Consider the following 24837-nt stretch of genomic DNA (forward strand, 5'->3'; position numbering starts at 1 on the left):
CTCATCCTGCAAAACGTCCAGAACGATGTTTTCGTACGAGGCGGCGTATTGCCTCATGCGTTCCGGCAGGCGCTTCATCGCCTTTTCGTATTCATTGTTTTCCCTGTCCGGGTTGTGGGTCTCTGCGACGTCCCGCAATACCTCGTACAGCTCCTCAGGTCTGTCCGGGCGGAAAAATCGGCCTCTTTCCGGCGCCTGTTCCCTGTGAACCGGAATATCGGAAAGAATGACCGTTTTTCCCATGCTTTTCCCCTCTTCCACCGTGGTGCTCCATCCCTCGAAATAAGATGGATTGACGAGCGCCAGAGAGCATTTCATGAGGGCCATGAGGTCGTCCGGGGGAATACGTCCGAGGAAACGAAACCTTTCCTTCAGTCCGGCGTCGTTCACTTCACACCGCAGTTCTTCGAAATATTGAAGGTGACGATAATCGCCGGTGTCTCCCGTGCTGATCACAAGAGGAGCTTCTTTGGGATTCCCCGCGATTTTCAGCGCCTCAAGGATCACTTGATGATTTTTATGCCGCCAGAGTTGATTGGGCACGTGAAAATAAGGTTCGTCGATATTATATTTCGCGAGAATTTGAGCGGCCTCTGCAGGCGGAATTTCCGAGACCCAGGCGACAAAGGGGAGCACCCGGGTTTTGGGATTCACCCGGGGATAAGCGCGCTGAAAGTCTTTTTTTGCGCTTTCACTGCTGAAGAGGACTCCCTGAGCGTTGCGCGCCATGTCGAGAAAACTTCTGTCCCGCAAAAATCGCTCTTTGGCGGAAAACATCTCAGGCATTTTTTTATGCTGAAGATCCGGAATCCAGCACAGAGAGGAAACGGAGGAGCGGGAGCCCAAAGGAACGTAGTGGGACAGAAGATCCACATGATTTTCCCTCAGCAGATTTTCCAGCGCAAAATCTCTTTTCGAGACGAAATGGCTGAAGTGTCGGTATAGCCAGCCCCATGAAAATTTTTGAGGAAGCCTGTAAGGAATAAATTCAAAAGAAAATTCCTCCTGAGACTTTTCTCCCAGCAGAACGGGTTCGATACGGGAATCGGGCGACATGGCCAAAGCCTTCATCAGGTTTCGAAAGTAGTTCAGACCACCCAGCCACGCGAATCTTTCGAGGCGCCAGGCCACTCTGATCATTGTGAGCCTCTGTTTTGCGTATCTTCAGTTGATTTATACCAGTTCAAATAAGAAAGAAGTCCTTCCGTTAAAGACATTTCCGGCGCAAAACCCCATTCCTTTATCCGGGCTGTGTCCGGAACCAGATAAAAAGGGTCGCCCCTTCGGATCGTTCCCGAAAAAACGGGGGCGGTGACCGGATTCCAGAGTTCTCCCAGACGCTTCAGGACGTCTTCGACGGAGTGCCCCGCGCCTGTGCCGCCGTTGACGACAGGACAGTCCTCCGTCGCGTGGGACTCGGCCATGCGCAGCAATTTGACGACGTCGGAGATGTGCAGCCAGTCGCGTTCTTCTTTCCCCGTGCCCTCGAAAAAATATCTTCCCTGACGGAGTTTGTTGCAGGCGTCCCACAGCAGCTGCTTTCGCAGCCCATTGCCATAGACGGAAAAAAGGCGTACGACCGCCAGAGGGATATGCCAGTATCGGGCATGAAAAGCGCACAGGCTTTCCGACAGACATTTATGCAGGCCATAAGGCGATATGGGCCGCACCGGAGCCGTTTCTTCTATGGGAATGTTGTTTTCGACCGTGCCGTAAACGGCGGCGCTGGAAAGATAGATTATTTTTATGGAAGAGTCATGTTTTCTGGAAAACTCCAGAACATCCAGAAGAGAATCTACATTTTTTTTGAAGTCCTCCCGGGGCCGCTCAATGGAAAAGGCGACGGAAGAGCTTCCCGCGCAGTGGACGATAACGGCGGGGAGGCCGTGTTTTTTCGCCAGGTGTTCCAACACCTCCAAATGGATCGAAGTTTCCTCGAACAGGTAAGGAGGTTCTTCCGCAAAACAGGGATTGGTCCGGTGTCCAAGGCCCACGACGCAGTCCCCCGTCAGGGCGTAATGACGCGCGGCGCTGCTCCCGATGAAACCTCCGGCTCCCGTGACGAAAACAACGCGCTTCATGGCAGGCTTTTCAGGAACCAGGGGATATTAAGAGCCAGTACGCCCGGTCTTTCGGCGACGCAGTAGGGAGAGGAGTGCGTCACGCCTCCGACTTTGAAGGAAACGCCTGGAGCATTGACGCCAGGCTGAGTTATCCATTTCCGAAATTGGAGAAAGGAGCCGAGTTCCGCTTTGTAGCCCCCCAGATTTAAAAGATGAGACGGCAGTTCCGTTCGAATGCACACATGCCCTTCCAGAAGGGGAAGCTCCTGAGGGCTCGCCATCTGATCCGTCTGAAAACTCCAGTAAAGCAGAGTCCCATCTTCCGCGTATAAGGCGTAACCCACACCCAGGCCCCAATCCGTCGTTTTGACAATGCCTTCAATTTCCACGGTGATTTTGTCTTTTCGCTCTATGGCGGCGGTGACGGCTTTTCCCGCCTCGTCGTACAATCCAAATCTCAAAGGCTGAAAGCAGGGATCCGGATACAAATGACCGGGGTTTGTCCATTCGGCGCCGGAGTTTTGACCGTCGTTTCCCTTCAGATAATATTCCACTCCCCCGGCTACGTCCGTCGTGTTCAGGGTGAGACTTCCCCTGTTCAGACAGATGAGCCGGTTGCACAGGCGCTGGGCGGCGGTCATATCGTGGCTGACGAACAGGATCGTGCGGCCCTCCTGATGGCTGATCTCGTCCATTTTGCCCATGCATTTTTTCTGGAACTCGGCGTCTCCAACGGCCAGAACTTCGTCCACAAGGAGAATTTCGGTGTCCAGGTGGGCCGCCACCGCAAAGGCAAGACGAACGTACATCCCGCTGGAGTAGTGCTTGACCGGCGTGTCCAGAAACTGCTCCACTCCGGCGAAATCCACGATGGCGTCGAAGTTTTTCAGAATTTCGGCCCGGGTCATGCCGAGGATCGCGCCGTTCAGAAAAATATTTTCCCGCCCGGTCAGCTCCGGGTGAAAGCCCGTGCCCACCTCCAAAAGGCTGGAAATTCTTCCCTTCAGGGAAACGCGCCCTCTGGTCGGTTCGGTTATTCGGGAGAGAATTTTGAGAAGAGTGGATTTTCCCGCGCCGTTGTGCCCGATGATCCCCACCCGTTCGCCTCCCTGCACCTCGAAGGAAACGTCCTTCAGAGCCCAGAATTCCTCCAGTTCCGTCGCCCTGGTTCGGGGCGCGAAGGGGTGAACGAGCCTCTGCCCCAGGCGTTTTGCCCTGTCCGCGAGAACGTCCCGCAGGGCGATATACCTTGCGGGGGCCTGATGGGAGATCAGATATTTTTTGCCCAGGTTTTCGACTCGAATGACGGTGTCCGGCATGGCGTCCGCCTAAATGTAATCCGCGAAAAATCGCTCGGTGCGGCGGAAAAATTTAACGCCGCTTCCGAAAAGGACGACGGAGACCAGAACGGACAGCGCAAAACCGGGAAGATAGACGGACTCCGCCGTTCCCTGAACGCACCAGCGAAACCCGTCGATGACCCCCGCCATGGGGTTCAGGCTGTAGAGAAGCCGCCAGCGATCCGGCACCACGGAGCTGGAAAATCCCACAGGGGACACGTAAAGGCCGAACTGCACCAAAAAGGGCACAATATAGCGAAAATCCCGATATTTCACGTTCAGGGCCGAAAGCCAGAACCCCGTCCCCAGGGCCGCGAGGGTCGCCAGAAGAAAGAAAAACGGCATGAAGACGATGAAGGGCGACGGCGCGAAACCGTAAAACAGCATCAAAACAGCCAGCAGCGCCAGAGAGATCAGAAAATCCACGGCGCTGACGATGACGGAGCTGGCGGGCACGATCAGCCGCGGAAAGTACACCTTGCTGATCAGGCGGGACTCCACGATCAGGGAGTTGGAGCTCTCCTGCATGGCGTTGGCGAAGTACTGCCAGGGCAGCATCGCCGAAAAAACCAGAATCGGATAGGGAACTCCCTCGCTGGGCAGCTTGGCCAGACGCCCGAACACGAGGCTGAACACCACCATCGTCAGAAACGGGCGAATGACGCTCCAGGCGATTCCGATCACCGTCTGCTTGTAACGCACCAGAATGTCGCGCCAGGCCAGAAAGTAAAACAATTCCCTGTAGTGAATCAGTTCCTTCAGAAAAGCCCCCGTGCTGCGGTTGGGCTCTATAATCAGATCGAAATTCTCCATCCTGTCTTTCCCATCTTTTCCGGGTATCTCCCACGCGCTCCGCCTCATTTGTGCGGGCCGTTCCTCATCAGCAGATCGGCGCTATTGTATCATTTTTGTCCGCAATTTACGAAAAAACCGGCCCTGGAGAGCCGCTCTCCGAAGGCCGGTTGATCGACAGACGCCAGATGACAAACTGATAATTTTTTGAACCGCGATTCTATTTAACCCAGGTGTAGTCGAACAGGCGGTACGTTTTGGGGTCCTCCGTGGTCAGCTCGGCGTTGCGGGGAACCGCGCCCTTCATGGCGAAGAGCGAAACGAAAGGGACCTCGTCCATGAATTTGTTGATGATCTTTTTGTAGATTTCCCTGCGCGCCTCCGGGTCCGCGGTGGCGCGGGACGCTTCGATGAGTTTGTCCATTTCGGGGTCGGCGTAGAAACTGTTGTTGCCGCCGTTGCCCTGATTGGCGGAGTACAGGCAGCCGCCCAGGATTTCGTCCATGTCGTAGGCCGAGCCCACCCAGCCCAGCGGGAAAATGAGGGCCGAACCCGCGTTGCGCTGAGCGAGGAACGTGGCTCTTTCCATGGGCTCCACGGTGGCCTTGAGCCCGATTTCGTTCAGGACGCCCTGGAGATAGACGGCCAAAACGGCGTAAGGATCGGTGTTATAGGATTTGACGACGACGGAAGCCCCTTCGTACCCCGCTTCCTCCACCAGCGCTCTGGCTTTGTCGAGGTCCTGGGTGTAGGTGGTTTCCGGAGTGAAGTCCGGGTTGGCCGTCATGGCCGGGCCGATGTCGCCGGGATAGTGGATGATCTTCCCCAGACCGTCCATGCCCACCGTCAGGGCGTCCTCCTTGTCGATGGCGTAGGCCACGGCCTTCCGCAGCCTCACGTCCGTGAACATGCCCTCCTTGCAGTACATGTAGATGGCCTCGTTGCGCGCCGTGATATATTCGCCCAGGACGATGTTGGACTTGCCGGAGAGGGTCTTGTAGGCGGAGCCGCTGACGGGGGCGAGATAGATGTCCATTTCGCCGGTCTGCATGGCGACGATGGCCGCGTTGCTGTCGGTGATCTGGTGGAACACGGCGTTTTTGATCTGGGGAGCGCCGTTGAAGTAGTCTTCTTTGGCCTTGTAGGTGATGGAAACGTCGGGCTTCCAGTCCGTGACGACGTAGGCTCCGGTGCCGATGATCTTATCCACCGACAGTCCGTAGTCGCTGCCGTACTTTTCAAATCCGTGTTTGGGCATGATCAGGGCGTTGGAGGGCGTCGCCAGAGCGGAGATGAAGAAGGCGTTGGGCTTTTTCAGGAAAACTTTGAACGTGTGGGGATCCGGAACCTCCATCCGGTCGATGTTGTTTTTGTAGAGCCACACGTAGGCCGGAGCCTCGATGAGGTGCTGAAAGGTGAACTCCACGTCGGCGGCCGTGAAGTCGACGCCGTCCTGCCACTTCACGTCCTTCCGGAGGCGGAACGTGTACTCGATGCCGTCCGGGGTGATCTCCCAGCTTTCCGCCAGGTTGGGCAGGAATTTGCCGTCCTGAGCCTTGCGCAGCAGGGTATCGTACACCTGCGCCATGGAAATGGCCTCCGCGACCCCGTTGATTTTGGCCAGGTCGAAAGAGTCGGTAATGGCCTGATAGGCGAAGTTGACGACCCTGTTGTGATCCACGGCCTGCGCTCTTCCCGCGCCGGCAAGGGCAAAAAAGCAGACAACCAGTGCAATGATCGGATACACGCGATATTTCGTTTTCATGTTCACTTTCTCCTCCTTATGATATGTATTAATTGAGATGTATTGATGATTTGTATTGATTTATAAGGAAACACTCATTAACTGCCGTGCAGAACACAGGCCACGAAGTGACCGGCGCCCCGCTCCCGAAGTTCGATGTCCCGTCCGGTGCATTCCGGTTTCGCGGCGTTGCACCGTTTGACGAAGCGGCAGCCCGGTTCGGGGTCGATGGGGTCCGAGACCTCGCCCCGCAGCAGCGTATCTCGCCGAAGTTTGCCCAGAACGGGCTGGGGGATGGCGGATAGAAGCGCCTGGGTGTAGGGGTGGAGAGGGTTCCGGAACAGCTCCTTCGACGGGGCCTTCTCCACGCACTGCCCCAGGTACATGACCATGATTTCGTCGGAGATGTGTTTGACCACGGAAAGATCGTGGGTGATGAACATGTAGGTGAGGTTCATTTCGTCCTGCATGTCCATCAGAAGGTTGAGAATCTGCGCCTGAATAGAGACGTCCAGAGCGGAGACCGGCTCGTCGCAGACGATGAACTGGGGTTTCAGAGCGAGAGCCCGGGCCACTCCAATCCGCTGGCGGCGGCCTCCGTCCATTTCGTGAGGGTATGAGTTGATGAAGCGTTCGGCCAGACCCACGACCTCCATGAGCTCCAGGACGCGCAGGAACTGTTCTTTCCGGTTTTTGCAGGCCCTGTTCATCACCAGAGGCTCGGAGATCAGCTCGAAAACGGACATGCGGGGGTCCAGACTGGAGTAGGGATCCTGAAAGATGATTTGCATTTTCCGGCGGCGCTCGGCCAGTTCGGCCCTGCTGCAGTGCAGAAGGTCCACTCCGTCGTAGAAAATCTGTCCGGACGTGGCGGGCAGAAGCCCCATCAGAAGGCGGCCCAGCGTGGACTTGCCGCAGCCGGACTCTCCCACCACCCCCAGGGTGCCGCCGGCGGCGATGTCGAGACTGACTCCGTCCACGGCGTGCAGCAGTTTGTTTTTTCCGACCCTGAAGTATTTTTTCAGGTCAACGGCTTGAAGGATGGCCACAGTCATTCTCTTCCTTTCTTCAAAAGGTTGCAGAGGATCCTGTGTCCGTCCTCTTCGTACAGCCAGGGGGCGCCCTCCCGGCATTCGTCCATGCAGTCGGGGCAGCGGGGATGGAATTTACAGCCCGTCGGCAGGGCGCTGGGGTCCGGCATCAGGCCGTTGATGGGCTGCAGACGTTCCGTGTCCTCGCCGAGTTTGGGGATGGCTTTGAACAGCCCCAGAGTGTAGGGATGGTGCAGGTTTCCCTCGAAAATGTCCTTCGCCGCGCCGTACTCCACAATTTCCCCGGCGTACATGATGGCGACGCTGTCGCAGGTCTTGGCCACCACGCCGAGATCGTGACTGATCATGATCATGGACGCGCCGAGACGCTCCTTGAGCTCGTCCATCAAAACCAGAACCTGGGCCTGAATGGTCACGTCCAGCGCCGTTGTGGGCTCGTCCGCGATGAGGAGCAGCGGCTCGCAGGCCAGCGCGATGGCGATGACGATGCGCTGCTTCATCCCGCCGGAAAACTGGTGCGGATACTCGATCTTCCGGATCGGAGAAATGCCCACGAGGGTCATGAGCTCGTCCACTCGGGCTTCCAACTCCTCTCGGGATCGGTTTGTGACGTTGTGGATTTCCAGCGACTCCAGAATCTGGTCTCCAACGGTCAAAACGGGATTCAGGGCCGTCATGGGGTCCTGAAAAATCATGGAAACGCAGGTGCCGCGGATCATGCGCATTTCGTCCTCGGTTTTTTTCAGCAGGTCCTCGCCCCGGTACAGGATCTCTCCGCTCAGAACGCGGCCCGTGCGCTCGGGCAGGAGGCGCATGATGGAATAAGCCGTGGTGGTCTTTCCGGCTCCCGTTTCCCCGACGAGCCCCATGGTCTCCCCGGGGGCGATGGAAAAGCCGATGTCGTTCACGGCATGGACGATGCCGTCGTCCGTGCGGTAAATCGTCCTGAGATTTCGAACTTCCAGAACGGGTATGTCTCCGCCGGCGTTTTTTTTCATATCACTTATGTCACTCATGGTCAGCCGTCAGTCCTTCAATTTGGGGTCCAGCGCGTCCCGCAGGCCGTCCCCCATGAGATTGAGCGAAAGCGCCGTCAGGCCGATGGACAGCCCCGGAAAGATAACGGTGTAGGGGTAGTCGACCATGTAGTTTTTCGCTTCGTTGAGCATCGCGCCCCATTCGGGCGTGGGGGGCTGGATGCCCATGCCGAGGAAGCTGATGCCCGCGGCGTGGATGATCATGGTGCCCACCGCCATGGTGGCCTGAACGATGATCGGGCCGATGGCGTTGGGGAGGACGTGCTTCAGAATGATCCAGAAGCTGGGGGTTCCGCAGGCTCTGGCCGCCTCGATGTAGTCCTGTCCCACCACGGAAAGCACCGCGGCCCGAACGATTCGGATGTAGTGGGGCACGTTGGCGATCATCATGGCGATCAGGACGTTGACCAGACTGGCCCCCAGCGCGGCCACGATGGACAGCACGAGGAGCATGAGGGGAATGCACATGATCGTGTCCGTGGTGCGGACGATGAAGGAGTCGATGCCGCCGCCGTAAAAGCCGGCCACCGAGCCCAGAAGTCCCCCCAGCATGATTCCGATGGCGACGGCTCCGATGCCCACCAGCAGCGAATTGCGCGAGCCGTGCACGATGCGGGCCATGATGTCCCGTCCAAAGTTGTCCGTTCCGAAAATATGCCCGGGGCTTCCCGGCGGGATGAATCGATTGGAGATTTTCTGCGTGACGGCCACGTTGTAGGAGACGATCAGGTCCGCGCAGAGCATCACCAGCACGATCAGGATGAAAATGAACATCCCCGCCATGGCCGTTTTATTTTTTTTGAAACGACGCCATATCTCCCTGCCGCGCCCTTTTTTCTTCAGTTTTTTCCTCAGATCTACGTCTGAGAGCGTCACTTTCGCCATCCGATGGACGCCTCCTTCCAGAGATTTTTCGGCGCTCATCAGTATTTGAGATACCGCGCCTTGATTCGCGGGTCGATGAAGGCGTACAGAATGTCCACCAGCAGCATGAGAAGCGTGAAACAGGTGGCCAGAGTGACCGTGGCTCCCACCACCACCGGAATGTCCTTCATGCGAATCGCCTCGATGATCAAAGAGCCCACCCCCGGAATGGAAAACACCGTTTCGATGGTGACGGTTCCCCCCAGAAGCCCGCCGAAGCTCATCCCCAGAATCGTGACCACGGGCAGAAGCGCGTTGCGGAGGGCGTGACGGAGGATCACCAGCTTCTCCGTCTGTCCCTTTGCCCGAGCGGTTCGTATGTAATCCATGCGAATGGACTCCAGCATGGAGGTGCGGGTCATTCTCAGCATGGAGGCCCCGAAGGAACAGGAGGTGGTGAACCAGGGCAGAATGTAGTGCTTCAGGCTGCCCACCCCGAAGGACGGCAGCCAGCCCAGCTTCAGGGCGAACAGGATGATCAGCATCATGCCGATCCAGAAGCCCGGAAACGAGGCGAGAGTCATGGAAAAGGCGGTTCCCGCCACGTCAAGGGCGCTGTATTGTTTAACCGCGGACAGGATGCCCAGGGTCATTCCGATGGTCAGCCCGATGAAGATGGCTCCCACCGCCAGCGTGAAGGTCGCCGGAAAACGGCGGACGATCTCCTGAATGACGGGAGCGCCGCTTTTCCAGGATTTCCCCAGGTCCCCGTGAACGGCGCTGAAAACGTATCGGGCGTACCGGATCAGGAACGGGTCGTTGTAGCCGAGTTCTTCGTTCAGCTGATGGATGGCCTCCTTCGTGGCCCGTTCTCCGAGGATCAGCGTGCCGGGGTCGCTGGGGGTCAGGCTCATGATGAACGACACGATAAAAATGATGATCAGAAGCATGGGGATCAGCATGAGAACGCGTTTGACGACGTATCGCGCCATAGATCACCGGCCTCCCTTTTTCCGGGGCTCCGCGGCGTAAAACGCCTTGAGGTCGCGGCAGAACTTCGCCCGGGCGTCGGGGTTCGTGTAAAACATGTGGCCTCCTTCGTAGGCCTTTATGACGATCCCTTCTCTGACGGAGTCGGGGACGTCCAGCTGATTCATGGCGAATTCCGAGGCCCCCCGGTTGCACCTCAGGTCGTAGTTTCCGGAGGCGAGGAAGAGCTTCACGGTCTCGTTGCGGCGCAGACTTTTGGAGAGCGCGTCGATGGAGCCGGTGAAGCCGCCCCCGCGCTTCGCGGGGTTGGGCACGCCCGCGAAAAAGTCCCAGGCGGGATAAAGCTCTTTGTTGTTGAACCGGTATTCTTCGTCCAGGACAAGGCCGATCTCCTCCGTCAGCAGGCACATCAGGGCCGGCAGAGCGGGCAGCTGGGCTCTGAAGGTGGAGGGGTCCTCCTCGTAGCTGTGTCCCTTGCCGGCGGAGGTGCAGCGGGCGTCGTAGACTCCCAGAAAGAGGCGGTCCTCCCGAAGCAGGTTCCCCGCGAAATACTCGATGGGGACTCTCAGGTTGAGCTGAAGAACTTCCTCCGGGGCGAGACCCGTGTAGGAGGCGAATTCTTCGGCCAGAACGCGTTTTTCTTCGGGGCCCAGGGTGTTGCCCTTCCACAGGGCGGCGAGGTACCGGCTGTGGGCCCAGGCCCGGGCCTCCTGATACACGGACTCCTGGTCCATGGACAAAAGCCTCTGGGGCAGTTTTTTGTGATACCAGGCGGCATTGGCCATAGTGGGCAGGGTGTGGATGTAGGGGCGGTCGTTTCCTGCCAGCGTCACCAGGTCCTGATAGTTCAGAGCGGGGGAGATCAGCACCAGGCCCGCCGGCTGGAGCCCCATGTCCTGAAGATGGGCGGCCATGGCCCCGCAGCGGAACCCGCCGTAGCTCTCGCCGATGACGTAAAAGGGGCTTCCGAAGGCCCTGTTCTTCGTGAGGTAAACCCGAATGAACTGGCAGACGGACTGCGCGTCCACATCCGCCCCCCAGAACGTTTTCGCCTCGTCCAGAGAGGGGACGGCCCTGCTGTAGCCTGTGCCGATGGGGTCGATAAAGACCAGATCTGAGTCGGAGAACGGCGTGTCGGGGTTGTCCATCAGACGAAAGGGAACCTGTGCGATGTCGATGCCGTTTCCCAGGTCGACGATCCAGGGGCCGAAACAGTCCATGTGAAGCATGAGAGCGGCGCTGCCGGGGCCTCCGTTGAAAATAAACGACACGGGGCGCGGTTCCGGAGGATTGGTTTGCGGTTTCCGGTAAGCGACGTAAAACATTTCGCCGGTCTTCTCTCCGGTTTTCGCGAAGATCGGCAGAAATCCCGCTTCCACGTCGCAGCGCAAAACATCGCCGTTGATTCGGACAGAGCATTGAACCCTGCGGGTTTCCGGCGCCGGATTTCCTCCCTGACCGTCTCTCTCCTTTACAGCGGCGCTTGCCTGTACATCAGTTCTGTCCTCCATAATGTGCACTTTACTCCTTCCAATTCGACGATAACCAAACGGTGAACCACAATACGGTATATCATATCAAATTCGAAGAGTGCCTTTCGCGCCGCATTTTCCCGGATGGCGGAGTGCCGGTTAAGGAAGGGCCCCCGGAGTTTTGACGATTTTTTGCTGGGGAAGCCAGGTCAGGAGAATGCTGTGGAGTTTGTCCAGCTCGATGGGCTTGCTGATGAAGTCGTTCATCCCGTTTTTCAGGAAAATCTCCATCATGCCGGAGATCGCGTTGGCCGTCAGCGCGATGATGGGAACCCGCGCCCTCCAGTCGCTGCAGGCGCGAATGCGGTTGGTGACCTCTATGCCGTCCATTTCGGGCATCATGTGGTCCATAAAAATGAGGTCGTACTGCTTTTCGGAGATCATTCGCAGCGCCTTCTCGCCGCTTTCGGCCGTGTCCGCCTCGATGCCGTACTGTTTCAGCAGCTCGCTGGCCACCAACAGGTTGATCTCGTTGTCGTCCACCACCAGAACGGACGCCTCCGGAGCGCTGAAATCTCCGAAATCCGTGTCTTCCGCCTCGCCGGAGTCTTTGACGCCGCCCACTCTGTTCAGCAGAAGGCTGAAGGCGTTGATCATCACGGGTTCGGTAACCACCTCCACGTCCGGCGCGATTTCGCCCTGCTCGGAGTATTGCAGCCCCTTGACGGAAATTTTGTGTATCGCTTTGATCTCGTCGAGATGGAGTTTGAGTTCGTCGGAAAATTCATGCAGGTAAATCAGACAGCAGTCGTCCCCGGAGGTCGTCGCCTTCAGCGCTTCGGCCACGGTTCGACAGCGGTGGAGGGGGATGGACAGGCGCTCCAGTATTTTTTGAAGGGTGTCCCCCCGCAGGTCGTCCGTCGTCAGAAGCACCACGTTTTTTTTCTGAGGTTCGTCGACCGCGGCCAGAGGCTCGTCCGTCTCCACCTCCTGGGGGAGGGTGCAGGTGAAAATTGATCCTTTGCCGTAAACGCTCTGAAGTTCGATGGAGCCCTCCATGAGCTCGGACAGTTTGCGGCTGATGACCAGTCCCAGCCCCGTCCCCTGGATTCCCCGGTGTTTGCGCAGGTCCATCTGGGAAAACACCTCGAACAGGTGGGGGATGTCCTCTTCCCGAATGCCCGAGCCCGAGTCCTCCACGGAGAAGGAAAGAACCGCCTTCTTTTCAGGGGCGCGGGACTTCAGAGCAACCGTGAGCCTGACGTATCCCTCCGTGGTGTACTTCACGGCGTTGCCCAGCAGGTTGATGAGAATCTGCCGGATGCGCACGTCGTCTCCCACCAGCCGCCGGGGAATGAGGGGATCGATGTCGATGAGGAACAGAAGGCCCTTCTGGAAGGCCCGCAGTTGAATCATTCCCGCCACGTCCCCGATCATGGAGGCCGTATCGTAGGGCACAGGCGTGATCTCCATCCTGTTGGCGTCGATTTTCGAGAAGTCCAGAATGTCGTTGATAATAATCAGAAGGGAGTTGGAAGCCCTGAGAAGATTTTGGACGTAGGTGTGCTGCACGTCGTTCAGGGGCGTGCGCATCAAAAGATCTCCCATTCCCTTGATGGCGTTCATGGGAGTGCGGATTTCGTGGCTCATGTTCGCCAGGAAGATGCCCTTTGCCTGGGAGGCGTCTTCCGCCTTCTTTCGGGCCTTGTCCAGCTCGGTGATGTTGTGCATAAGGACGACGACGCCGTGAAAAACGCCGTTTTTGTCTATGGCCGGAGAAAGCGTGCAGTCCGCGATGAACTCCTCTCCGTTGGAAAGAGAGCCCCTCCAGGTGTAGTTCACGGGCTGGCCGTTTGCGCAGGCCACGTGACATTTTTCCAGAATTTCCATCGTCTGTTCGGGGGAAAATCGGCGCACGAAAGCGTTTTTCACAGGATGGCCGACAATTTCCCCCACGTCGGAAAGGTCCAGAAATTTCGCCAGAGTGTCCGTGGCGAGCACCACCCGCATCTCCACGTCCAGCACAAAAATCAGGTCGGCGCAGGTTTGCAGCAGAAGACGATTGTAGAGATATTGAAGATCCTTCTCCGCTTCGTTGAAATCCCGCAAACGCTCGGCGCTTTTGTACATGATCCCGATGCGTTTGTAGTCGCTCTCCAAACGGTGGTACTGGCGTTCCAGTTTTTTATAGTCTTTTTGCAGTCGGGCATATTGTTCTTCGATTTTTTCGCCCGTGCCGGGAATCTGGGCTTTATCTTCCAAAACCTCGGCTCCTTTGTTCTTTGGCTGTTTCTTTTATTTCTTTCAAAACGCGCACATGACGATGGATTCGTTGTGGAGCCGGTTGAGCCCTCTGCCGTTTTCGAAAATCGTGGGACAGATTTCCCCGTAGGCGTAAAAACCGGAGAGCGTCAGCCCGGCGGGCAGATTTTCCACCAGAATGTTGCCCTCGATTTCCTTGTCGTCTCCCATGACCATGTAGCGCCCCCCGCAGGAAACGCAAAAAAGCGTGCTGTAAGTGTAGCCTTCGCCCTTTGCCCTGATTTTCTCCTGAATGTCCTGCACCGCCATCCGGCAGGAGTCCTGAATGTCCTGCCGCTTCATGGTGACGATGGACACGGCGGAATTTTCGGAAATCGCGCCGAACAGGACGCCGGAGCCGTCCTCCGGATTCAGCCGGACGATGGTGCGGGCCACGGGAATTTTGTCCCGGGTGTCGTGTATGCCCATGTAAACCTTCAGGGGCGTCGAAACGTAAACGGCCAGGTCGCCCTGGGCGATGAGGTCGTCCACGGGCAGCCCGATGTGGCGCAGGTACTCCACGAAGGTCATATCCCCCACGGTGCGGATGATGTTGCCCTCCGCGTTCGTGACGGTATTTTTCTGCTCGGACAGGGGGCTCAGGACGTTCTGAACGGAAAAAACGGGCTGGATATTCCCTCCCACGAGAACAATAGCCGCCCGGTCCGAAAAGACCTGTCCGCCGGCGTAGGTCAGAATGTCGCCGTCCGCTATATTTGCGGAGGGAACCCCGCCGATTATGGGAATGTCCCCTGACAGCCCGCTCAGGATGGAAACGTATTCGTCCGCCGGAACGAGGTCGGTGAAGGGCGGAAGCAGGAAGAGCAGTTTGCCCTCTCCCGCGGCGGTCTTCGCTTTACTCCAGGCCTTCTCCAGTTCGCTTCGCAGGTTTTCCAGAGTGAGGGACTCCGTGCATGCGACCCCGAACTGCACGTCGTCCCCCGTGAGAACCACGAGGACGGCGGAAAGAATCTGCGCGCCGTTTTGAGTGTCGAAGGTGGCGATGGTGGTGTTCCCCACGATTTCGAAGGGCAGAGCTTCCTTCAGGGCCGTGATAAACTCTCCCTGAGACATTTCCACGTCGCAAAACACAAGTCCGCAGCTGTTTTTACCCAAAGGCCCCTTTTCCTCAAGCTGGGCCATCAACTCCCGAACCGCCTCCTGGGCGTCGTCCATTTCATTGGTTACGGCAACGATTGAACGCACTGCACACAACCTCCCCGTCAGTTCAAACTTAAACTAAAATTAAAATTAAAATACAAATCTACACTTCTTATAGTGTCAAAGTCAAAGTTATTCGTAATCGACCCCTGCCGGATGGAATTTGAAATATTCGTTGTACTGGTTCCAGAATTTGGCGATTTCCTCCGCGGTCCAGTCCAGTCCGTCCAGAATGATCGCGTCGGGACGAATGCCGCCCTTGTAGAGGTTTCGACGCCAGGCTTTGTCGTTCCGGTACTTTTTATAGGTGTTGGGATTGACCGCCAGCCCCTTTTCCGTCCGCCAGAGGGTGTAACCCGCCTCGTACTGCCATCCGTAGGGAAGAGCGTTTTTGTTGTAGTAACGCACTTTCGACCTGCTGGCCGCCTCCGAAAATCCCGTCAGGAAAAAAAGCGCCGTCAGCAGAACGACTCCGCCGCAAATTGTTTTTAATCCTAATTTTAATCCTGTTTTCATCATTCTTATTTTCATCATCTTTCCACCTCGTTCTTTTCGGTTTTGGAGAGTCGTTCCTTTCTGGCGATTTTGTTGGCGTACATCGCCTCGTCCGCGAGATTGATCGTGTCCAGAAGGGATGTCGCGCCGCCGGGATAAAGCGCCAGCCCGAAGTCCATGACCACGTGGATCAGAGGGCTGTCGGGGTCGGAGTCGTCGCTGGGAATCTTCAGTTGAGCGAAGCCCTGCCGGATGCGCTCAACGATAACCTCCGCGTCCTGCTTCGACACGTTTGGCAGCAGGAGGATGAACTCGTCTCCTCCGTAGCGCCCCACGCTGTCGCTGAGCCGAAGGGTTTTTTTGATGGTCCGGGCGACCTGGATGAGAACCTCGTCGCCTCGGGTGTGCCCGTAGGTGTCGTTGATCTGCTTGAAATTGCCCATGTCGCCGATGACAAGACAGGCGTTTCCGCCGTAGCGGCCGATGCGGTCGCTTTCTTCCTGCAGGCGGCGAATCATGTAACGCCGGTTCCATATGCCGGTGAGGGGGTCCACGGAGGCCTCCTCCTCCCGCAGCGCCATGATGTTGTACAGCATCCAGAATCCCGCCACGTAGTCGGTGAGGAGCTGATAAATCTTCACCTCCGCGGGAAGAAGTCCCGAGGGCTTGAAAAGATCGATCACGCCCACGCTCTGCTTTTGAAAAACAATTGGGACAATCCAACGGGTCTCCTGTCCGCTGTCCGAGTATTCCACCACCGGAATTCCCCGGGCCGCGGCGTTCAGAATCGGAGCCGTGTCGGGAAGGGCGATGTTTTCGGCGTTATGCCAGGCCAGAAGCTCCAGGCTGGAGCCCCTGTCCTCTTTGGGGCCGGTGAAGAGGTAGATCGCGCAGGCGAAGTCGGAGAGAGCGTTTTTGAGGTACTCCAGCATCCCCTCCAGAAGATGGTCGCGGTTTCGGCTCTTCAGCAGAGTATGGATCAGGGAGTGCAGACGCTGCAGGCTGTCCGTGTATCGATCCAGCTCCATCCTCTGGGACTGCTCTTCGAAGTACAGTCCAATGTTGCCCCCCACGATGCTTATCATGGTGAGATCCTGTTCCGTGAAGGCGTCAAGGCTGGAGTTTTCCAGTCCCAGAACGCCCCAGACGTGTTCCCGATAAATCAGGGGAATGGCCATGACGGATCGGGGATCGGCGTCCAGCCCCGACATGGTGCGGGGCAGAGCCCCCCAGGCCAGAGGGGAACGCTCCACGTAACACTCGCCCAGAGGCGTTTTTCCGGAGAGGAAGGCCTCAACAGCGGCGGTGGTGGCCTCTTTTGTGAAGTCCGTCCGGTCGTCCAGCACCCAGGCCCGCCCCATGAACGAGGGGACCACGAGGCGCAGAGAGGAAAAGGACACCACCTGCGGCAGGTTGGCGCGCAACGCCTCGAAAAGCTGGGGAACGCCGTGAAACTCGTTGAACTGACGCAGAAAATCGAAGAGCCATCTCTGGTTTTCCGTCAGGAGTTTCAGCTCTTCCGCGCGCTTTATCTGCTGAGTGATGTCAATGCCCGAGAAAATGTAATTCTGGATGTTGCCGTCATAGTCCACCAGCACGGACAGCCCGAAGTCGATGACGCTGATCCGGCCGTCCCGACGGACGAACCGTTCCTCCATGTGGAAACGGGAATCTTCGTAACTTTCGCACTCTTGAAGGAGTTTCGACATGAGGACTTTGGGGTCGTCCTTCCGGGGGACCTCCAGCAGGGACATGATGGGAATCCCCCGAAGCTCCCCCGCGCTGTAGCCCAGCATGTCGTAGAAGGCCTGATTGGCGTCCAGCACCCGTCCCTCGTCGTCCGTGACCACGATGCTGCCCGGGGCGCTTTTAAAAATCGCCGCCAGACGCTTTTCGCTGCCCTCCATGGCTTCCACCGCCCGCCGGTAGTCGTCGATGTCCACCATGGCCCCTCTGACGAGGACGGGGGTTCCGTCGGGCCGTTTCTGTATGGAGGCGCTGCGCACCATAAACCAGCGCCACTCCCCCTGGGCGCTCTGCATCCGCAGGTCGCTGGCCAGGTTTTCGTCGGGCAAAAGAGAATTTTCGGCGGCCTTTCGAAACATCTCGACGTCGTCGGGGTGTATCAGGGACACAAAACCATCCAGAGAAACGATGTCCTTTCCGAAAACCGACAGACCGCCCGGGGTGAACTTCATCCGCCCGGACTCCGGCCACCATTCCCAGTAACAGCCCCCCGTGACGTCCATCACCAGAGAAAGAGCGTCGCGAACCTGAGCGGGTTTTTTTTCCTGTTTCCCGGTCAGCAGCGCGGTCAAAACGGAACATATCCCCGCCACCAGGGCGAAGGCCGGAAGAAGCCCCGAAGGAAAGAGGTAAACGGCCCGCAGCAGAAACAGAGCCGGTATCGTAAAACATAAAAAGACACCACCCACAATACAGGGCGACGGTGCCTGCAGCAGGATTCTCTGAAGGTCTGGAAATTTTTTAGGCTCCGTATCATTTCCCATATTTCAGTTAACTCCGCTCCTCTAAAGTATGGGAATTATTATAACAGCTAATGAACGTAATTTTTGCCTGATTTCTGCGATATTACGACGGTCTTATGAAATCTCTTTATTCAAAATCCTGAAATATAACAGAGCTTCGCCCTCAATGACACGATCGCCGTCCTGGTTGGTGCAGATCGTCGAAAGGCGCAGACGGTATTTTTCGGGGATAAGATCCGTAATTTCCACTGTGGCTGTGATGGTATCCCCGATGAAAACGGGCTTTCTGAAGCGGAGAGTCTGCTCCATGTACATGTTTCCGGGGCCGGGAAGCTTCGTTCCCATCACGGCGGAAATGAGCCCCCCGCCCAGCATCCCGTGGGCAATGGGACGCCCGAACCGGGACGCCCGGGCAAAATCGCCCTCCGCGTGAATGGGGTTGTGGTCCCCCGTCACGTCGGCGAAGCGATCCACGTCCTCCTGGGTGACGGTGTGGGAGAGCGAGGCCGTCATTCCGGGAGAGAGCTCGTCGAAGGTGTAGAGGATCCGGCTCATCGGGGCTGTCTCAGCTCTTCGATCATCAGGGGGAGAACCTGGCGGACGTCCCCGACGATTCCGTAGTCGGCCACCTCGAAAATGGGCGCCGTAGACGTTTTGTTGATGGCGACGATGCACTTCGAGTTTTGCATTCCCGCCAGATGCTGAATCGCGCCTGAGATGCCGCAGGCCACGTAAAGAAGTGGACGCACGGTTTTTCCCGTTTGGCCCACCTGATGATCCGGCGTGATCCACCCCGAATCCACCGCAGCGCGGCTGGCCCCCACAACGCCGCCCAGCGTCTCCGCCAGTTCCTCCACCAGCCTGAAACCCTCCGCGCCGCCAAGGCCTCGTCCTCCCGCGACGATGACCTCCGCCTCCGTCAGGTCGACGGTTTTTTGAACCGTACGCACGAACTCCCGAACCCGGGTTCGGAGCTTCAGGGGGTCCACATCGACTTTGACCGGCTCGACGGTTCCGGCGCGTTTGGGATCGGGCGTCAGTTTTTTCATCACGCCGGGCCGCACCGTGGACATTTGAGGACGATGGTCGGCTGTGACGATGACGGCCATGAGGTTGCCTCCAAAGGCGGGGCGCGTCTGGAGCAGAAGTTTCTGCTCGGGGTCGATGGCCAGTCCCGTGCAGTCCGCCGTCAGCCCCGAACCCAGGCGGGCGGAAAGGCGCGGACCCAGGTCCCGTCCGATGTGAGTCGCGCCCAGAAGAAATATCTCCGGTTTTTTCTCCCGAACCAGATCGGCGATGACCGCGGTATAGGCCTCGGTCGTGTAGTCGCTCAGGGTGGAGCTGTCGGCGCAGAAGACGCGGTCGGCCCCGCTTTCGATGAGGGACTGACAGAGCCCCCCGACGCCGTCTCCCAGGAGAACGGCCGACAAATCGGTTTTCAGTTCGTCCGCCAGACGACGCCCCTCTCCCAGAAGCTCAAAAACCACGTTTTGCAGTTTTCCGGCGCGCTGTTCGGCAAAGACCCAGACGCCCCGGTATTCGGCAGGATTTATTTTTTCCACAACGGACACGCTCCCTTATCTTTTCTGTTTACCGGTTCCGGTCAGCTTATGACGTGTTTTTCTCTCAGGCGCGAGATCAGGTCCCGAACCGTTTCTCTTCCCGAGCCCTCAAGCATCGTCCCCCGGGCTTTCGGTTCCGGGGTGAACGCGCGGCGGACCGCGGTGGGAGAGGCTTTCAGCCCCACAATGGAGGCATCGGCCCCGATGTCATCCGCCGACCAGACCTCCACCCGGTCTTCTCTCCAGGCGTCGAAGATGCCCGCCATGAAGGGCCAGCGCGGGGTGTTCAGCTCCCGAACCGCCGTCAGTAGGCAGGGAAGACTCGTTTCAACGATTTCGCAGCCCTCCTCAAGAGCGCGCTCCACGACGACTTTTTCTCCTTCCAGCTTCATGGATTGGACGTAAGTGACCTGCGGCACGTTCAGATATTCCGCCACCTGCGGCCCCACCTGCGCCGTGTCGCCGTCGATGGCCTGCCGCCCGCACAGGATGAGGTCGAAAGCGCCGATTTTTCCAATGGCGCAGGCCAGAGCGTGTGCCGTCGCCCAGGTGTCGGAGCCCGCAAACTTCCTGTCGGTGAGCAGAATCGCCCGATCCGCCCCCATGGCGAGGGCCTCCCGCAGAGCGACGTCGGCCTGAAGCGGCCCCATGGTCAGAACGATGACCTCGGCCTCCTGACGATCCTTTATCCTCAGGGCTTCTTCCAGCGCGTGCCGGTCGTCGGGGTTGATGATGGAGGGGACGCCCTCCCGAATCAGAGTGCCCGTTTTCGGGTCCATCCGCACCTCGTTCGTGTCCGGAACCTGTTTTATACAAACGATGATTCTCATGATTTTCTCCTTCGGCTTCTGAGCATACGGGGCTTCAGGCCAGCAGGTTCGAGGCGATGACCATCTGCATGACCTGAGAGGTTCCCTCGTAGATCTCGGTGATCTTTGCGTCGCGCATCATGCGTTCGACGGGATATTCCCGGGTGTAGCCGTAGCCTCCGTGGATCTGCACGGCCTTCGTGGCGACCTCCATGGCCGTTTCGGAGGCGAAGTACTTGGCCATGGCGGCTTCCCGCGTTACTTTCAGGCCTTTCTCCTTACGCCACGCCGCGTTGTAGACGAGATGCCGCGCCGCTTCAATCCGCGTCGCCATGTCGGCCAGAATCCACTGAAGCCCCTGAAACTCTGAGATGGTTTTGCCGAACTGTTTACGCTCCTTCGAGTACTTCACCGACTCGTCCAGCGCGCCCTGAGCGAGGCCCAGAGCCTGAGCCGCAATTCCGATTCTTCCCCCGTCCAGGGTCTGCATGGCGATTTTGAAACCATGTCCCGGTTCTCCCAGAATGTTCTCCTTCGGCACACGGCAGTTTTCGAAGATGAGTTCTCCCGTGGTGGAGCCGCGGATTCCCATTTTGTGTTCCTTTTTGCCCACCACGAAGCCCGGCGAATCTCTGTCCACGATGAAGGCGCTGATTCCACGGGTTTTTTTGGAGGGATCCGTCATGGCCATGACGATGTGGACGTCGGTTTCTCCGGCGCTTGTGATGAAGCGTTTGCTGCCGTTGATGATCCAGTGGTCCCCGTGAAGCTCCGCGTGGGTCTGCTGTCCCGCGGCGTCCGTCCCCGCGTTGGGTTCCGTCAGGCAGAAGGCCCCCAGTTTTTCTCCCTTCAGCAGGGCCGGCAGATAGCGTTTTTTCTGTTCTTCGGAGCCGAAGGTATAGATGGGGCCGGCGCAAAGGCTGGTGTGTCCGGAATAGATGTCCCCCGTGGCCGCGCAGACCCGGGAAATTTCCTCCACGGCGATGGTGTAGGAAAGGAAATCCCCTCCGGCTCCGCCCCACTCTTTGGGATAGGGCAGTCCCAACATACCGCATCGGGCCATCTTTTCGATGGTCTCCCGCGGGAAACGCTCCTGTTCGTCAATTTCCGCCGCCAGCGGCTGAACCTCCGCCAGCGCGAATTTGCGCATCACCGTGCGCACCATTTCCTGCTCTTTCGTCAGCGCGAAATCCACTTTTCGTCCCTCCCGGCGGTCTGTCCGGTCCGCTTCCCCCGGCGCAGCTCCGCGAAAAAACTCTTAATTAAAATACATTTGTCCCTTGCCCATGTATTGTAACAATTTTCATTAAATTTTGCTCTGGAAGTTTTTATGTAAGGAGATATTTTGACGGAGCTTTTGTTGCGACGCGTCCGGCAGGGCGTCTCTCCGCCCCAGGGGTGATCCTGACGTCAAAAAAGCGAAAAAAGCTCCGCGTGCGGGCTTGTCGGCAATACGGAGAAACATCCGAAAACATATGAACTAAACCGAAATAGCAGTCGGCCGGTGTTTTCTCAAGGTTTTGGAAAGTCTCATAAAAAATAGTCCCCGTCCGGGGGCTTTCTTTATATTTCGCACTTTTATAATCCTTCTCAAGTTTTTCTGTAAATTTGTGTTTTTTGTAAATATTGACATGTTCAGGGGGTTGGCATTATAGTTTACTCTGCGATTCAATATTGTCGACAAACGACAATTTTGCGTTCACAAATGGCGTTTATTACAGTAAAAAATAAAAACAAAACAAATTTTTTTGAAAACAGGAGAGGGCATGGCCGTGGCCGCGGAACAGGCACTGAACCGCAGAACCCTGACGGAAGAGGTCTCCGAGTACATGCGGCGGGAGTTTCTCCTGAGCGACCGGTGGAAGCAGGGGTCGTTTCTTCGGGAGGAAGATGTGGCGGAAACTCTGAAGGTGAGCCGCGCGCCGGTGCGGGAGGCGATAAAAGTCCTGGCCGGTCTGGGTGTTGTGCGCCTCATTCCGCGACGGGGGGCTTTCGTGGTCCGCTTTACGCCCCAGGAAATCGAAGAGCTTTACGACGTGCGGTTCGCGCTGGAAAACATCGTGTTCGACGCCCTGCTTCGGGGGGAGGGCGACCCCGTGGACTACGGATATCTGGAAAACGTCCTGAAGAGCATTTTGAAACTCGCCCAAAGCGGAGTCACCCGCAAAGAGGTGTTCTGGAGCTTCAGCAACCTTGACCTGGATTTTCATCTCTACTTCGTGCAGCAGGCCCGGCGAAAGGTCATCTTCCAGATCCTCCGAAGCGTTTACGCCCAGCTCCAGCACGCCATTCTGAGGGACTGGGCCGACTCCAAGAAAAACCTCGTCTACCTGGTGGATCAGCACCAGAAAATACTGGACATGCTGAAGGCGGGCAATCTGAAGGACCTGAAGGAAAACCGTTTCTACAGCTACTTCATCCGCCGCTCACGACCAGAGTAAAAACAATTTACAGATATTTTTGTATAATTTGCAGGCAAAGCACAACAAAGAAAATAAATAATAATTTCAAAGGAGGCCGGTAAAATGGCTGAAAAGGGAGGGGCTCTCGATGGCCTCGTCGTTCTGGACCTGACGCGGGTGCTGGCGGGGCCGTTCTGTTCTATGATGTTCGCGGACATGGGGGCCACCATCATCAAGATCGAGGAGCCGACGAAGGGCGACGACACGCGGAACATGGGGCCGTTCAAAAACGGAGAAAGCGCGTATTACATGAACCTCAACCGCAACAAGAAGGGCGTCACGATGAACCTGAAGAACCCGAAGGGCAAACAGGTCTTTCTGGACCTCGTCAAAAAGGCGGACGTGGTGCTGGAAAACTATCGGCCCGGGGTTATGGAGAAGCTGGGGCTGGGTTACGACTCGCTGAAGGAGGTCAACCCCCGCATCATTTACGGGGCGATCTCCGGCTTCGGCCACACGGGACCTTATACCCAGAAGCCAGGCTACGACATTATCGCGCAGGCCATGAGCGGTCTGATGAGCACCACCGGCTGGCCCGGCGGCTCACCGACCAGGACGGGAACGGCCATCGGCGACGTGCTGGGAGGGCTTTCTCTGGCCGTGGGCATCCTGTCCGCCGTCTACTCCCAGCGCAGGACGGGAGTGGGGCAGAAGGTGGACATTTCTCTGGTGGACTCCACCGTGGCCAGCCTCGAAATCATCAACATGATCTACACCGTGGAAGGGCGTCTGCCGGGCCGGATCGGCAATCGCTACGAATCGGCGTACCCCTACGACTCCTTCAAGGCGTCGGACGGAGAGTTGGTCATCGGAGCCGGCAACGACAAGCTGTGGCAGTCCCTCTGCGACGTCATGAAACGCCCCGACCTGAAGGCGGAAACCCGTTACGCCAAACTTCGGGATCGGGTGGCGAACCACGCGGAGCTTCGGGAAATCGTGGAGAAATGGGTTTCTTCGCAAAAGGTGGCGGACATCGTGAAGACGCTGGACGACGCGGGAATCCCCTGCGCTCCCATCTACGACATCCGGCAGGTGGTGGAGGACCCGCACATCGCTGGGGCCCGTCAGATGTTCGTGGAGATCGAGCATCCCGTGGCCGGCAAAACGAAGCTCACCGGAAGCCACCTCAAGCTGTCCGGCACTCCCACGTCTCTGCGCACACCCTCTCCGGCCCTGGGCCAGCACAACGAGGAAATCTACGGTTCGTTCCTGGGGCTCTCTGCGGACGAAGTCGCGGCTCTGAAGCAGGAAGGAGCGATCTGACATGAGCGTTTCGCAGGATCTTTTCGACTTTTCCTCTCTGCCCCGTCAGGCGGAAGTGATCGAGGTGTGCCCCAGGGACGGGTTTCAGAACGTGCATACCTTCATTCCCACGACCACAAAAATCGCCATGCTGGACGAACTGGCCGAGGCGGGATTCAAATCCATGGAGGTGACCTCCTTCGTCAGCCCGAAAGCCGTCCCGCAGATGGCGGACTCGGCGGAGATTCTGACGGACTTCAAACGGAAGCACAAAAACATCGACGCCGTGGCCCTGATTCTCAACGCGAAGGGCGCGGAACGGGCCGTGGCCGCCGGGGCGGACACCCTGAATTTCGTGCTGTCCGCCAGCGAATCCCACAACCACGAAAACACCCGTCGGACGGTGGCGGAGTCTCTGGCGGAGCTTCCTCCCATTTTCGCACTGCGGAAGGACGGGCGCCCAAAGGTTCACGTGAGCGTGGCCACGGGCTTCTTCTGCCCCTTTGAAGGCGATGTTCCCAAAGAAGCGGTGCTGAAAATCCTTGAACGGGCCATCTCTCTGGGGGCCGACGGGCTTTCCGTGGCGGACACGCTGGGAACGGCGCACCCCCGGAAGTTGCAGGACACTCTGAGCGCGGTGCGCAAACTCTGCGGAGACCGGCGAATCATTCTGCATCTCCACGACACCTGGGGCATGGCCATGGTCAACGCCCTGACCGCGCTGCGTCTGGGTTTCAACGCCTTCGACTCGGCGACGGGCGGGCTTGGCGGCTGTCCCTTCGCGCCGGGAGCGGCGGGCAACGTGGCCACCGAAGACCTGGTGAACTTTTTGGAGAACCTCGGCATCGAAACGGGAATCGATCTGGATAAAGTCCTTGCGGTGGCCAAAACCATCCCCGAACGGACGGGCGCGCCCCTCTGCAGCCATCTGGCGGTTGCCACCATTTGCAAACAGGCATGAA

Annotated in this window: 21 protein-coding genes; 3 read left to right on the top strand and 18 right to left on the bottom strand. The window is 57.8% G+C overall.

Features of this window, described 5'->3' with window-relative positions:
* The 18 genes from LBR61_12070 to LBR61_12155 form a co-directional block, all read right to left on the bottom strand.
* Nucleotides 1-1140, bottom strand: a 1140-nt coding sequence (locus LBR61_12070; protein MDR1732818.1) for a glycosyltransferase family 4 protein, incomplete at its 3' end; no start/stop codon positions are given.
* Nucleotides 1137-2081: an NAD-dependent epimerase/dehydratase family protein gene (locus tag LBR61_12075; protein ID MDR1732819.1), complete on the bottom strand. Its 945-nt coding sequence runs from the start codon at nucleotides 2079-2081 to the stop codon at nucleotides 1137-1139. The genes LBR61_12075 and LBR61_12070, both read right to left, overlap by 4 nt.
* On the bottom strand, nucleotides 2078-3382 hold the full coding sequence (locus tag LBR61_12080) for an ABC transporter ATP-binding protein (GenBank protein MDR1732820.1): 1305 nt from the start codon (nucleotides 3380-3382) through the stop codon (nucleotides 2078-2080). Before LBR61_12080 ends, LBR61_12075 begins: the two co-directional genes overlap by 4 nt.
* A gap of 9 nt (nucleotides 3383-3391) precedes the next feature.
* The gene (locus LBR61_12085; GenBank protein MDR1732821.1) at nucleotides 3392-4216 is read right to left on the bottom strand and encodes an ABC transporter permease; all 825 of its coding nucleotides are present in this window, start codon (nucleotides 4214-4216) and stop codon (nucleotides 3392-3394) included.
* A gap of 199 nt (nucleotides 4217-4415) precedes the next feature.
* On the bottom strand, nucleotides 4416-5960 hold the full coding sequence (locus LBR61_12090; protein ID MDR1732822.1) for an ABC transporter substrate-binding protein: 1545 nt from the start codon (nucleotides 5958-5960) through the stop codon (nucleotides 4416-4418).
* Nucleotides 5961-6037: 77 nt separating this feature from the next.
* The gene (locus tag LBR61_12095) at nucleotides 6038-6994 is read right to left on the bottom strand and encodes an ATP-binding cassette domain-containing protein (GenBank protein MDR1732823.1); all 957 of its coding nucleotides are present in this window, start codon (nucleotides 6992-6994) and stop codon (nucleotides 6038-6040) included.
* The gene (locus LBR61_12100; GenBank protein ID MDR1732824.1) at nucleotides 6991-8007 is read right to left on the bottom strand and encodes an ABC transporter ATP-binding protein; all 1017 of its coding nucleotides are present in this window, start codon (nucleotides 8005-8007) and stop codon (nucleotides 6991-6993) included. The genes LBR61_12095 and LBR61_12100 overlap by 4 nt, the downstream gene beginning before the upstream one ends.
* 9 nt (nucleotides 8008-8016) lie before the next feature.
* The gene (locus LBR61_12105; GenBank protein ID MDR1732825.1) at nucleotides 8017-8913 is read right to left on the bottom strand and encodes an ABC transporter permease; all 897 of its coding nucleotides are present in this window, start codon (nucleotides 8911-8913) and stop codon (nucleotides 8017-8019) included.
* A gap of 38 nt (nucleotides 8914-8951) precedes the next feature.
* Nucleotides 8952-9884: an ABC transporter permease gene (locus LBR61_12110; protein MDR1732826.1), complete on the bottom strand. Its 933-nt coding sequence runs from the start codon at nucleotides 9882-9884 to the stop codon at nucleotides 8952-8954.
* A 3-nt stretch (nucleotides 9885-9887) separates the two neighbouring features.
* The gene (locus tag LBR61_12115; GenBank protein ID MDR1732827.1) at nucleotides 9888-11393 is read right to left on the bottom strand and encodes a hypothetical protein; all 1506 of its coding nucleotides are present in this window, start codon (nucleotides 11391-11393) and stop codon (nucleotides 9888-9890) included.
* A 120-nt stretch (nucleotides 11394-11513) separates the two neighbouring features.
* Nucleotides 11514-13616 carry a response regulator gene (locus LBR61_12120; GenBank protein ID MDR1732828.1) on the bottom strand — a complete coding sequence of 701 codons (2103 nt, stop codon included), beginning with the start codon at nucleotides 13614-13616 and terminating at the stop codon, nucleotides 11514-11516.
* 42 nt (nucleotides 13617-13658) lie between these two features.
* Nucleotides 13659-14861 carry an FIST C-terminal domain-containing protein gene (locus LBR61_12125; GenBank protein ID MDR1732829.1) on the bottom strand — a complete coding sequence of 401 codons (1203 nt, stop codon included), beginning with the start codon at nucleotides 14859-14861 and terminating at the stop codon, nucleotides 13659-13661.
* Nucleotides 14862-14948: 87 nt separating this feature from the next.
* Nucleotides 14949-15350, bottom strand: a complete 402-nt coding sequence (locus tag LBR61_12130; GenBank protein ID MDR1732830.1) for a hypothetical protein — start codon at nucleotides 15348-15350, stop codon at nucleotides 14949-14951.
* Nucleotides 15347-17821: a diguanylate cyclase gene (locus LBR61_12135; GenBank protein MDR1732831.1), complete on the bottom strand. Its 2475-nt coding sequence runs from the start codon at nucleotides 17819-17821 to the stop codon at nucleotides 15347-15349. Before LBR61_12135 ends, LBR61_12130 begins: the two co-directional genes overlap by 4 nt.
* 93 nt (nucleotides 17822-17914) lie before the next feature.
* Nucleotides 17915-18355 carry a MaoC family dehydratase gene (locus tag LBR61_12140; GenBank protein ID MDR1732832.1) on the bottom strand — a complete coding sequence of 147 codons (441 nt, stop codon included), beginning with the start codon at nucleotides 18353-18355 and terminating at the stop codon, nucleotides 17915-17917.
* Nucleotides 18352-19362 (bottom strand): electron transfer flavoprotein subunit alpha/FixB family protein, encoded by a 1011-nt coding sequence (locus LBR61_12145; protein MDR1732833.1) that lies wholly within the window; start codon nucleotides 19360-19362, stop codon nucleotides 18352-18354. The genes LBR61_12140 and LBR61_12145 overlap by 4 nt, the downstream gene beginning before the upstream one ends.
* 41 nt (nucleotides 19363-19403) lie before the next feature.
* Nucleotides 19404-20192, bottom strand: a complete 789-nt coding sequence (locus tag LBR61_12150) for an electron transfer flavoprotein subunit beta/FixA family protein (protein MDR1732834.1) — start codon at nucleotides 20190-20192, stop codon at nucleotides 19404-19406.
* 34 nt (nucleotides 20193-20226) lie between these two features.
* Complete coding sequence (locus LBR61_12155) at nucleotides 20227-21366, bottom strand: acyl-CoA dehydrogenase (GenBank protein MDR1732835.1); 1140 nt, start codon at nucleotides 21364-21366, stop codon at nucleotides 20227-20229.
* A gap of 577 nt (nucleotides 21367-21943) precedes the next feature.
* Here LBR61_12155 and LBR61_12160 point away from each other — a divergent pair.
* The 3 genes from LBR61_12160 to LBR61_12170 all read left to right on the top strand — a co-directional run bounded on the left by LBR61_12160 (nucleotide 21944) and on the right by LBR61_12170 (nucleotide 24836).
* Entirely contained in the window at nucleotides 21944-22612 is a 669-nt protein-coding gene (locus tag LBR61_12160) for a GntR family transcriptional regulator (GenBank protein MDR1732836.1), read from the top strand.
* Between the two features lie 84 nt (nucleotides 22613-22696).
* Nucleotides 22697-23896 (top strand): CoA transferase, encoded by a 1200-nt coding sequence (locus LBR61_12165; protein ID MDR1732837.1) that lies wholly within the window; start codon nucleotides 22697-22699, stop codon nucleotides 23894-23896.
* Between the two features lies 1 nt (nucleotide 23897).
* Nucleotides 23898-24836 (top strand): hydroxymethylglutaryl-CoA lyase, encoded by a 939-nt coding sequence (locus tag LBR61_12170; protein MDR1732838.1) that lies wholly within the window; start codon nucleotides 23898-23900, stop codon nucleotides 24834-24836.
* The last annotated feature ends 1 nt before the right edge of the window (nucleotide 24837 follow it).

The sequence above is a fragment of the Synergistaceae bacterium genome (genome assembly GCA_031272035.1).
In the GTDB taxonomy this organism is placed as follows: domain Bacteria; phylum Synergistota; class Synergistia; order Synergistales; family Aminobacteriaceae; genus JAISSA01.